The organism is Pseudonocardia sp. Ae505_Ps2 (genome assembly GCF_001932425.1).
Classification (GTDB): Bacteria; Actinomycetota; Actinomycetes; order Mycobacteriales; family Pseudonocardiaceae; genus Pseudonocardia.
This window is the reverse complement of sequence record NZ_MCIP01000002.1, coordinates 86,002-96,107: the sequence shown is the minus strand read 5'-3', so window position 1 is coordinate 96,107 and position 10,106 is coordinate 86,002. Positions and strand designations below refer to the sequence as shown.

General features: G+C 72.9%; 10 protein-coding genes. 1 reads left to right on the top strand and 9 read right to left on the bottom strand.

Annotation, left to right across the window (positions count from 1 at the left end; genetic code table 11):
• The 9 genes from Ae505Ps2_RS28710 to Ae505Ps2_RS28670 all read right to left on the bottom strand — a co-directional run.
• Window positions 1-483: transposase family protein (locus Ae505Ps2_RS28710; RefSeq protein WP_283160358.1), on the bottom strand; the 483-nt coding region annotated here is incomplete at its 3' end.
• A gap of 128 nt (window positions 484-611) precedes the next feature.
• Entirely contained in the window at window positions 612-920 is a 309-nt protein-coding gene (locus Ae505Ps2_RS32245) for an RNA polymerase sigma factor (RefSeq protein WP_256386017.1), read from the bottom strand.
• A 591-nt stretch (window positions 921-1,511) separates the two neighbouring features.
• Entirely contained in the window at window positions 1,512-2,810 is a 1,299-nt protein-coding gene (locus Ae505Ps2_RS28700) for an alpha/beta hydrolase-fold protein (RefSeq protein ID WP_075554362.1), read from the bottom strand.
• 11 nt (window positions 2,811-2,821) lie between these two features.
• Window positions 2,822-5,023 (bottom strand): phosphatidylglycerol lysyltransferase domain-containing protein, encoded by a 2,202-nt coding sequence (locus Ae505Ps2_RS28695; protein WP_170917165.1) that lies wholly within the window; start codon window positions 5,021-5,023, stop codon window positions 2,822-2,824.
• Complete coding sequence (locus Ae505Ps2_RS32240; protein WP_075313175.1) at window positions 5,008-5,556, bottom strand: hypothetical protein; 549 nt, start codon at window positions 5,554-5,556, stop codon at window positions 5,008-5,010. Before Ae505Ps2_RS32240 ends, Ae505Ps2_RS28695 begins: the two co-directional genes overlap by 16 nt.
• A 416-nt stretch (window positions 5,557-5,972) precedes the next feature.
• Window positions 5,973-6,419, bottom strand: a complete 447-nt coding sequence (locus Ae505Ps2_RS28685) for a DoxX family protein (protein WP_075313173.1) — start codon at window positions 6,417-6,419, stop codon at window positions 5,973-5,975.
• A 426-nt stretch (window positions 6,420-6,845) separates the two neighbouring features.
• The gene (locus tag Ae505Ps2_RS28680; protein WP_075302833.1) at window positions 6,846-7,217 is read right to left on the bottom strand and encodes a hypothetical protein; all 372 of its coding nucleotides are present in this window, start codon (window positions 7,215-7,217) and stop codon (window positions 6,846-6,848) included.
• 478 nt (window positions 7,218-7,695) lie between these two features.
• A complete protein-coding gene (locus tag Ae505Ps2_RS28675; protein WP_075554341.1) occupies window positions 7,696-8,364 on the bottom strand; it encodes an META domain-containing protein in 669 nt (222 codons plus the stop codon).
• A 230-nt stretch (window positions 8,365-8,594) separates the two neighbouring features.
• A complete protein-coding gene (locus Ae505Ps2_RS28670) occupies window positions 8,595-9,227 on the bottom strand; it encodes a plasmid pRiA4b ORF-3 family protein (protein ID WP_083702652.1) in 633 nt (210 codons plus the stop codon).
• 182 nt (window positions 9,228-9,409) lie between these two features.
• Between Ae505Ps2_RS28670 and Ae505Ps2_RS28665 the strand changes: the two genes are divergently transcribed.
• A partial coding sequence (locus tag Ae505Ps2_RS28665; protein ID WP_170917170.1) for a transposase occupies window positions 9,410-10,106 on the top strand: 697 nt, incomplete at its 3' end.

The following is a 10,106-nucleotide window of genomic DNA, read 5'->3' as shown; positions in this document are numbered from 1 at the left end:
GCGGCCCGGCCGCACGTCGCTGGTCCATAGCGGCCATCCATCAGGTGCGGTGAGGACCTGGATGTTCCCGCCGTGGCGGCGGTGCTTGCCCGACCACCACAGGTCGACCCCGGGGGTGAGGCCGAGCGCGCGGCACCGGTCGGTGGCGATCAGGGTGCCGTCGAGATTCACGTGGGTGTGCCCGGCTGTGCGGGCGGCGAGCAGGGCTCCGTGCAGGCCGGGTGCGGCCGCGGCGAGGACGTCGATGCCTTCGTGCAGGTAACGGTAGGCCGTTGCAGTGCTGATCGCGTTGTCACCGGCCGAACATCGGACCCGGGTAGCATCACAGAACCAGCGGATCACCAGCACTGCCTGGGCGAACGGGGTCAACGCCCGCCGCCGGGTGCCACGTCGACGGCGTTGAAGGACCAGGAGCCGCGCCAGATAGGCCACGGTGCGCTCCCCGATCGGGAGGACAGCGGTGTAGGTGACAGGATCAGACATGCAGGACCTCGGTGACGGTGTCGATCTGTGCTGGACCGAACCGATCTACCGGGGTCCTGCCCCGTTCCCGCTCATCTCACCACCCTCGGCGTGTCGCCACGACCTGCCACCCCGCTACTGAGAACACCTCAGTGGGCGGGAGGTCGTCCCCGCCTGATCAGTGACGCCGACATCGCGTTCATCGTCACGACGGCCACCACCCGCCCGGACAAGCTGGACCAGACACGGAGTTGGGCGCGCTGGCGGTTACGCACGGCGGTACGCGCGGTGTTCTCGATGATCGTGCGCAGCCAAGCCCCGACCGAGCTGCGCCCGGCGTAGGTGTGTGCACCACGGAACGCGCGCAGTAGGCCGTCCTGGACCGCGTCGTCGGCGTCGTGGTGGTTCTCGAGGACTCGTAGGGCCACGATCCGCAGCAGCGTGCGGTGCCGCCGGATCAGTTCGTTGAACGACTGCGGGTCGCCCTCCAGATGGGCACGCAGCAGGTCGGCGTCTGCAACCGGCGCAGGTGCTCTAGGGGAATCGCCGGCAGCAGCGCTGGTGCCGACGGTCGTGCTACCCGGAGTCGCCGGGCAGCGGCGGGCAGCTACGGGGGCGTCGGCACGTCGAGTGAGCGGGATCGATCCTTCGGGGGGATCGATGATCTGGGCCGTCGCGCTCGAGGCGGTCTACACCAGGGGGCAGCGCCGACGCCGATGAGCAGAGGAAACTACCTGGTCAGGCCGTGTCTATAGCGGCGTCAAATCTCGTCGACTGAGATCGCGACCCCTCTGCCCGCGCAGGTAGGACTACCTTTCGAAGAGATCGCCCCCGAGGTAGACATCCCAGGGACCGTCGACGTCGCCTCGATCAGGATCTGGCTACGAGATCCCGTCCCATGATCCGCGGGACACGCTCTAATGCGCAGTAGCAGCGACATGCTTCTCCGGACGGCCACCGGTGTGGGCATCGGGCAACAGGGGCTCGATCAGCGCCCACCCGCTCCCGGGCTGCACCCCGGTTGGGTGAAGGTGGGCATCTGAGCGGGATCAGGGCAGGCCGGTGCGGGCGGCGATGTCGGGCAGCGCGAGCTGCAGGGCGGCGGTGGCCACGGCCCAGGAGTGCCCGCCGGGCAGCACGAGGTGGCGGACCTGCATCCCCGACGAGCGTGCGAGATCGACGAGCCGGGCGGACTTTGCGACGTCGTCGCCCTCCTCGGACCCGACGACGACGGTGCCGGACACCCCGTCGTATCGGCGGGCGCGCAGCAGGTCGGCCGGGTTGACCGCGCGGAACCGGGCGTCGTCGCCGCCGAACAGCGCGCGCACCGTCTGGTCCCGGGTGCCCAGGGACGGCTCGTCCTGCCCGCCGATGTCGAGGAACGCCGGGTAGACCTCGGGGGCGCGCACGGCGAGCTGCAGGGCGCAGGTGCCGCCGTAGGAGAACCCGCCGATGGTCCAGTGCCGGGGGTCGCTCTCCACGTCGAAGCGGGCGCGGATCCAGTCCGGTACGTCGCGACGCAGGTAGGTCTCGACGGCGCCGCGGGGGGAGTCGACACAGAGCGGGTTGGCGAACGTGGAGCCGGTCGCGTCCGGGACGACGACGATCGGCGCGAGCCCGCGGCGCGCCGCGGCGAACACGTCGAGCACCGCGGCCAGCCGCCCGGCGGTCAGCCAGTCCCGGGGTGCTCCGGGCTGGCCCGCCACCAGGACGAGGACGGGCAGGCGCGGTGCGCCGGGGACGAGCGCGGCGGGCGGGAGGTAGACAAGCGCCGGGCGCGCGGCGAAGCCCGACACGGGGGCGGGGACGGGCAGGTCGAGTACGGCACCCCGGTCGGGCAGATCAGGGGGCGCGACCCACCGGACCGGCGCGACGGCGGTACCGGTGCGGTGCGGGACCCGCGCAGGGTCCAGCGCGTTCGGGTCGGCCAGGCCCAGCAGCGGCCGCGGGGTCGGGTAGTAGCCGTAGATCGCGTTGACCTTGACGCCGCTGGTCGCCAGGACCAGCACCACCGCCGGGACGACGAGCAGCCGAGTGTCCCGGCCACCCCGTCGAGCGGCCACCACCCCGGCGAGCACCGCCGCGATCGCGACCCCCGACCAGACGAACAGCCGGGCCGGGAGCACGTCCGGTGTCGGGCGCCAGAGCACGTTCAGCACGAGCGCGGCCACCGCCGGGAGGAGGACCGCCACGGCGACGACGAGCACGGCCGGGCGGAGCCACCGCCGGCCGCGCGGCCAGGCGAGGAACACCGCCGCGGCGGCACCGGCGATCGAGATCGCCAGCGGCAGCCCGCCGGCGACGAGCGACAGGTCGAGGACCGAGCGCACCGGCAACGGTGGCGGCATCGGGGCGACGGTCACCGGTTGCCCCGGTCGCCGTCGCCGGCGTCGGGTGGGGTCCGGCCGCCCTGCGGCCCGTCGACCGTGGCCCCGGCGAGCGCGGCCAGGTCGGCACGCAGCGTCGCGAACGGCAGGACCCCGCGCTCGAACGCGGCGGTCACCGGACCCGGGCCCAGGAGGCGGTCGACGAACCCGGCGTCGGTGCGCCCGGAGGCGCCCTCCGCCACGTCCCGGCCGTCGGCGACGATGCGCCAGGCGTCGGCGGTCCCGGGGGACCACGGGCGTGGCCGGGCGAGCGGCGCGGTCGTCAGCGGCCGCCCGTCCTCGACCACGGCGGTCCGTCCCGGTACGGGTTCCGCGGGCAGGTCCGCGAGGACCGTGTCGAGGATCCCGCGGGCCGTGGTCGCGTCGGCCGGAGCCACGCGCAGATGCAGGACCGGGCCCGACGCGGACCGTTCCAGGTGGTAGACCCGCTCCGGTGCGCCGTCGGGTCCCGGACCCGGCGCACCCGGGAGGGCCGGGTGGGTCGGGGGCGCGGCGACCTCGGAGAACCCGGCTGCGAGCAGCGTGCGTTCCGCGGCGTCGGCGAGCGGATCGGGCCGCACCGGGCGGACCGGTGCGCCCAGCACCTGCCAGTCGGCGACCAGTACCGACAGCTCCCCGGACCGAGAGGTGACGACCTCGCCGCTGACCAGCACCAGGTCGTCCGGCTCGACGCCGTCCTTCCAGCGGGAGAGTGCCTCGGGGCCGACGGTGGCGGCCTCGACGATCACCTGGATCCGGGCGGGGCCCGAGCGCAGCGTGGCGAAGGCCAGCGCGCCGAACGTCCGCTGCGCACGGACCCGGCCCACGACGGTCGCCGGCTCGCCGGTCCGCACGTCGCGGTCCAGCCCGACGTGGCGGCGCTGCAGCGCGGCGACGTCATCGACCTCCCCGACCGGTCGGACCAGAGGAGCCAGGGCGAGGGAGCGGGCGCGCTCCGCGGACCGATCGGCGGTGTCACCCGGCGCTCCGATGCCGTCCACCCGGGCACGGAACCGGTCGTCGCGCCGGCGGGCGGCGGCGCGCCTGCCGACGCCACTCGGGCGCAGGAAGCCCTCCGCCGCACCGGCGGCGACCACGGCCCGGGCGGTGCCGCTGGACCAGCAGAGCAGGCGCGGGACCCAGTCGGGCTCGAAGGTGCGGCTGAAGCGGTGCAGCGACTCGATCTGCACGAACGAGGACACGCCGCGCAGCACCGTGCGCCGGGCCCGCTGGCCGGGTCCGGCACCCAGCCGCGCGCCGGACTCGAGCGCCTCCCGGAACACGACGAAGTTCAGCGACGCCCGGCGCACACCGAGCGTGGGGGCGACCGCGGCCAGCCTGCCGATCATGAACTCGGTCAGCCCCGCCGGGGCGTGCGACCCCCGGCGCATGACGTCGAGCGACAGACCGTCGGAGCCCCACGGTGCGAAGGTCAGCAGCCCGCAGGCGACGTCGTCCGGACCGAACGCCTCGACCAGAACGACGTCGGGGTCCGACGGGTCCGCCACGCGCCCGGAGGCCATCGAGAAGCCGCGTTCGATCGCGCTGTCGCGCCACCGCTCGGCACGGCGGTCGATCGCGTCGAGGTCGGCCGGGGGCACGTCGCGGACCCGCCGGACCGTCACCCGGAAGCCCTCGCCGTCCAGCCGCCGGACCGCGCGCCGGACTCGGCCCTCGCGGCCGCCGGTGCGGGCCAGCCGGGCGAGGTCCACGACGGCCTCGTCACCGATCCGGCGCACCCGCAGACCGTGCCGCCGGTACACCGCGGCGCCCCGCTCGCCCGCGGCGAGGACGACCGGCTGCCACCCGAAGCGGTGGGCCTCGGCCAGCCAGGCGGACACCGCCGCGGGCCAGCCGTCGACCGGACCGACCGGGTCGCCCGCCGCGACCGACGCGCCCGCGACGACCCGGTATGCGACGGCCGCGCGCCCGTCCGGTGCGAACATCACGCGCTTGTCCCGGCGGCTGGCGAACCAGGCCAGCGAGTCCGGCCCGCCGTGGGCGGCGACGAGCGCACGCACCCGCAGCTCGTCGTCCGCCGTCGCGGTGCCGTGTGCCCGTGCGCCGCGCAGGAAGACCGCGAGCGCACCCAGCAGCACCACACCACCGACGACGTCCAGTGCGGTGTCGAGCCAGCCACCGGCCGGGCTGCCCGCGACCAGCTCGAAGGTGCCCCCGGTCAACCGGTCGAGCACCCACACCAGGCGGGGCCCGGCCGCCCGGGGGCCCCGCCAACCGACGGGGCCACCAGCCAGCCCATCCCGACCGCCCCGCCGAGACCCGCGGTCAGGACAGCGGCTGCCCGCCGGTGTGCCCCGGGGGCGACGTGCGCGGCGAACTCGCCCCGGCGCGCGACGAGCAGCGCCGCCCACACGGTCGGAACAATCGTGCCGGCCCACTCGGCCGCCCCGGCGAGGGCCAGGACCAGCTCCCCGGCGGCGGAGAGGGCCAGGAGCACGACCAGGGCGAGCCACGCGGCCCGCTTGCCGGCGCGCAGGGCCGCCGCCAGCAGGACCAGGGCGAGACCGACCACGACGCTCGGTCCGATGGGGATGCCCACGAACCAGAACCACCGGTCCACCACGGGGCCCGCGGCTGCGAACCCCGCGCTCAGCTCCACCAAGCAGGACACCGCGGCCAGCGCGACCACGAGTGCGGACAGGGTCCTGACGGGTCTGTGGCGGGGACGCTCGGCACCAGCCGTCTGCAGTGTGGGCTCGGTTCGCATTCCCGCCCTCTCTTCGTTCCCGGTCCAGAGGTTCACACCGCGTGGTTGATCGAGCAGATTGCGCCGTCCGAGTGCGGTCCGGAGTTGGTGCGGCAGGCGCTGCTGGGCCCGGTGCCGGGAGGAGCGCATCGAGCCGCCGTCTGCGGCGCGGATAAGGAGCATGGTGGCCTCGGCGCTGCACCGCGCCGGGGAGGCCCTGTTCATCCGGGTCACCGCGCGGATCCCGCAGCCGGTCACCGAGCGGCTGCGGGCGCTGATCCCCGCCGGTGACGGCGAGGACGACGCGGACCGCGAATACCGCGAGCAGACCTCGACGGGTCGGGGCGTGGGGGTGGCCGGACGGGCGGGTCCGTCGCTCCTTGCGTTGATCAAGAGCGAAGCGGGCGCGGTCAGCCCGGAGAGCATGCTCACCGAGATCAGCTTGGGTCAGGCCAGGTCGCGGGTGGGGGTGTGTGGCGCCGGGTGCCCAGGATGGTGTCGACCGCCCAGGGTCCGGGGCCGGTGGCGGCGAGCAGGAGCGCTCCTGCGGCGATGACGCCGACCAGTTCCCAGCCGCCGTCGGTGACGAACACGGTTGTCGGGGAGTGGACGAGCACGACGGCTCCGGTCATGTTCACGACGACGATGACGGCGGCGATGGTGGTGGCAAACCCGACGATCAGCGCGGCACCACCGAGGAGCTCGATGGTCATCGCCGTCGCGGCTACGGCGGCGGGCGCAGGGACGCCCATCTGGGTGAAAGCGGTGACGACCTCGTTGAACCCGGTGGCTTTCTGCGCGCCGTGAGCGATCAGGACACCGCCGATCAGGAGCCGGGCGAGGAGGTGCGCAATCAACGCAACCGTCGGCGGAAGTGGGCGCATGACGGGTTCCCTTCACGATGGATACAGGCGGTCACGATAGTGGTGAGCAACGGGGCCGGCCCGGGTGAACCGCTGCGCCTGGACACCACCCCCGTTTACCCCGGGCCCGGGGCTTCCTAAGAGTTATCTGGAACAGTTCCAGTTTTATGGGGTGGCGCCAGCGCGGCGCTTCAAAGCGGTGGTGCGGTCGAGGTGGGCGAGTGTAGAGGCGCCGGTTCGGGACGTTGTCGTTGCCGGGCTGTCGGGGATGTGGGAGAGCCCCGCCCCGGGGGTGGGCACCCTGTGGGTCAGTGCCGTGGTCCCTCGGGGCGGGGCTCTGTCCTGTGCGCGGTCTGTGTGCTGTTGCTCGACAGAAGAGCAGACCGCGTGGTCGCCGGCGTGGTGAAGGTTGGGCCGTCGGCGAAGCAGTGCTGGGTGGTGCGGGTGTTACTTGTGGCCCTTGACGGTGTCTCCGGCGGCGCCGGTCTGGGCGCAGTTGTCGGACTGGTCGGTGACCGAGTGTCCGGACTTCGCGGTGCCGGATCCGAGGATCCCGAGAGCGCCGGTGAGGCCGTTCGCGGCGGCGGCGTCCTCGATGGGGACCTGCAGCCCGATGAGGTTGAGCGGGATGTTGTTGTTGCAGGCCTGGATCGGGACGTTGACGTTGTTGCCGTTGAGGCCGGCGATCAGGCCCTCGGCGCTCTTGTCGATCCCGTCACCGTGGTCACCGCTGTGGGTGCCGTGGGCCATCGCCACCGGGGAGAGCGCCATCAGCGATGCGGCCGAGGCGGCGACGACGATCCCGGTCTTCTTCCACATGGGGTATGTCCCCCTGGTTGTTGCTGGCACGTCGGATACGAGGGGAGCCCGTGCCGGCTGCAACGAGAGGGTTCAGGTCGGGAAACTACAGGTCAAACACTGTCACCCGGGTCGCGCGCGGCGCGCACGGACTGTTGCTGCGACAGCCGTCGCGACCACCCGTACAGGAGGTGTCTGGTCGGACAGGGGACAGGGTCGTGTCACGCACCGTGGTCCTTCCTGGTGTGTCCTGATCTGTCCTGGTTCGCCACGGTCCGGCGGCGTCCGGCGGCGTCCTGTGGGGTCGGGGGCCTGAGTGTCGGGGTGGGCCGGGCCGTCGCCGGAGGGGTGGGCGGCCCGGCCCTGGTGGGCGGTCGCGGGTGGCGTGCGCTCCCCAGCGCGCCGGGTGGGTGCGACCGCTGAAGACCCGAACACCTTCAGTGTGACCTATCGCACTGCGCGGGGGAAGGGTGTTGTCGTGGGGCGGTGACCCGGCGGGTCAGGGGTGGCGGGTCAGGGCGGTGGTGGTGGTGTCTCCGGCGGGGCCGCGCAGGACGAGGGTGTTGTTGGTGATGTCGGCGTGGCTGGTCTGGGTGAGCCAGTCGGCGATGGGGATGTTCTCGCAGTTCATGAGGGTGGTCGGGTTGGCGGTGGCGGTGAATGTGCCGTCGGTGTGGACGCCCCAGGTGCCGGTCAGGTGGTTGCAGCCGTCGGAGCCGGTCCAGTGTCCGTCGGGGGTGAACTCGACGAACGCTCGTCCTGCGGTGGTGTCGTGGGCGGGGGTCCAGTGGCCGATCAGGGCCTGCTGCAGGGGGTGCGCGGTGGGGGCGCCGGTCGGCATCGGCAGCGTGGTCGGCGTGGTCGGCGTGGTCGGGGCAGTCGGGCCGGTCGGTGTGGTGAGTGCGGCGGGTGTGGCGGGGAGGGGGCCGACGGCGTGGGGGCCGTCGGTGTCGGTGGTGGTGGTGTCGGGTCGGGGCACGTGGACTCCTGCGGTGGGGTGCGGGGGCTGGTGCTGTCCGGGTTCCCAGACCTCGTAGTAGGGCTGCTCGGCCGCGGTGGGCTGGGTGGCGGTGGCGGTGCTGGTGGTGAGTGCGCCGGCGGTGGTGAGTGCGGCGGCGGCGAGGAGTGCTGCGGCACCGGCGCGTCGTGTGCGGGAAGTCGTGTGCATGGGTTTCACCTAAACACGGTTACTGACGGGTAGGTCCGGTCGACGGTAGGTGACCGCACCGCCTGCGGTGGTGTCCGCCTGCGGCGGAGCGACGGTAGGTGACCGCGAAGCCTTCGGCGGTGTCGCTGCTGCGGGCCGCGTCTCGGGGACGCGGGGGCGAGCCTCCTGGTCGCAGCCCCGGGCTCAGGCGGTAGGGCCCAGGTCGGCGTCCTCGGCACGGCCTGCGGGTGTCACAGCGTCAGGAGGGCGGTGTTGGTGGCGTCGAGGTCGAAGTGGTGGGGGTCGTACTGGTCTGATCCCCACCATTGGACTCGGTCGGTGTGTTCGGGGTGGTCGGGGTCGGCGAGTGCGTCGAGGAATGCGGCGTAGCCGGGTGTGCCGCCGACGTCTTCGGGTGGGCAGGCGCCGCGGCCGTCGATACAGCGTGGGTAGCGCACTGCGGGCTCGGCGGTGGTGAGCGCGGTGACGGTCAGGGTGTGGTGCCAGTTGTCGCCGAAGTCGTAGACGTAGTCGGCTTCCTGCCCGACCTGGAAGAGCTGGGCGAGGGTGACGGCCTGCTCGTCGTGGGTACGGTCGCCGAGGTCCCAGGCGGGGTCCCAGTCCGGGTCGGGGATGCCGTAGCAGGTGTCGTTGATGGTGAACTTGTGCAGGTGGGAGCTCTCCCACCCCATTGCTTCCTGGATGACCTGGTGCAGGACGGCGAGGGTGACCTCGGCGGGGACCTCGACGGTCCGGTGGACCTCGAGGTCGACCTCGAGTAGTGCGATCCCGATCCGGAAGATCGCCGACCGACCCGCCGTCGGCGCTGTCGAGGGAGCGACCGCGGGCACTGCCGCCGGTGCCGTGGTGTCTGTGTGGGGCATGGCTGCGATGGTCTCACCGTCTCGACCCAGCGGCAGGGCCTGGGTTCCGCAGTTGTCGCTCGGTGAAAGTGGAGCAATGCTTGAGACCTGTGGATGACTGTGGAGGGGCCGTACCCTTCCGGTGATCTTGAAGGCTCTCAAGCAAGACCGGCGCAGCAACGCTGGCCGGAAGGGCACGACCCATGCTCAGCGTAGTTCCCGAGGCCGGATCCGGTGACGAGGCCCGTGTGCAGGAGGGGCCGGCGTTGATCGACGAGCTCGTCCGCGAGGGCGCCCGCCGGATGCTCGCCCAGGCTCTGCAGGCCGAGGTCGACGACTACATCACCCGCCACAGCAACGAACGCGACGCCCACGGGCGGCGTCTGGTGGTGCGCAACGGCTCCCACGAGCCTCGCGAGGTGGTGACAGCCGCGGGCGCGGTGGCGGTGCGGGCGCCGCGGGTCGACGACCGCCGGATCGACCCCGCGACGGGCGAGCGGCGCCGGTTCTCCTCGGCGATCCTGCCGTCCTGGTGCCGCAGGACGCCGAAGATCACCGAGGTGCTGCCGCTGCTCTACCTGCACGGCCTCTCGTCGGGGGACTTCGTGCCCGCGCTGGGGCAGTTCCTCGGCTCCAACGCGGGCCTGTCCTCATCGACGGTCACCAGGCTGACCGAGACCTGGAAGACCGAGCAGCAGGCGTTCTCCCACCGGGACCTGTCCGGGGTGGACTACGTGTACGTGTGGGCCGAGGGCATCCACGTCACCATCGGCCTCGCCGAGCACAAGTTGTGTCTGCTCGTGCTCATCGGAGTCCGCGCCGACGGGCACAAGGAGCTCGTCGCCCTCGTCGACGGCTACCGGGAATCGACCGAGTCCTGGGCGGACCTGCTGCGCGACT

Bases quoted from the DNA above. Each gene is read 5' to 3' on its own strand.
- Ae505Ps2_RS28670 (WP_083702652.1), bottom strand. From the start codon at position 9,227: ATGCCCCACACAGACACCACGGCACCGGCGGCAGTGCCCGCGGTCGCT.
- Ae505Ps2_RS28675 (WP_075554341.1), bottom strand. From the start codon at position 8,364: ATGCACACGACTTCCCGCACACGACGCGCCGGTGCCGCAGCACTCCTC.
- Ae505Ps2_RS28700 (WP_075554362.1), bottom strand. From the start codon at position 2,810: ATGCCGCCACCGTTGCCGGTGCGCTCGGTCCTCGACCTGTCGCTCGTC.
- Ae505Ps2_RS28680 (WP_075302833.1), bottom strand. From the start codon at position 7,217: ATGTGGAAGAAGACCGGGATCGTCGTCGCCGCCTCGGCCGCATCGCTG.
- Ae505Ps2_RS32240 (WP_075313175.1), bottom strand. From the start codon at position 5,556: ATGCGAACCGAGCCCACACTGCAGACGGCTGGTGCCGAGCGTCCCCGC.
- Ae505Ps2_RS28685 (WP_075313173.1), bottom strand. From the start codon at position 6,419: ATGCGCCCACTTCCGCCGACGGTTGCGTTGATTGCGCACCTCCTCGCC.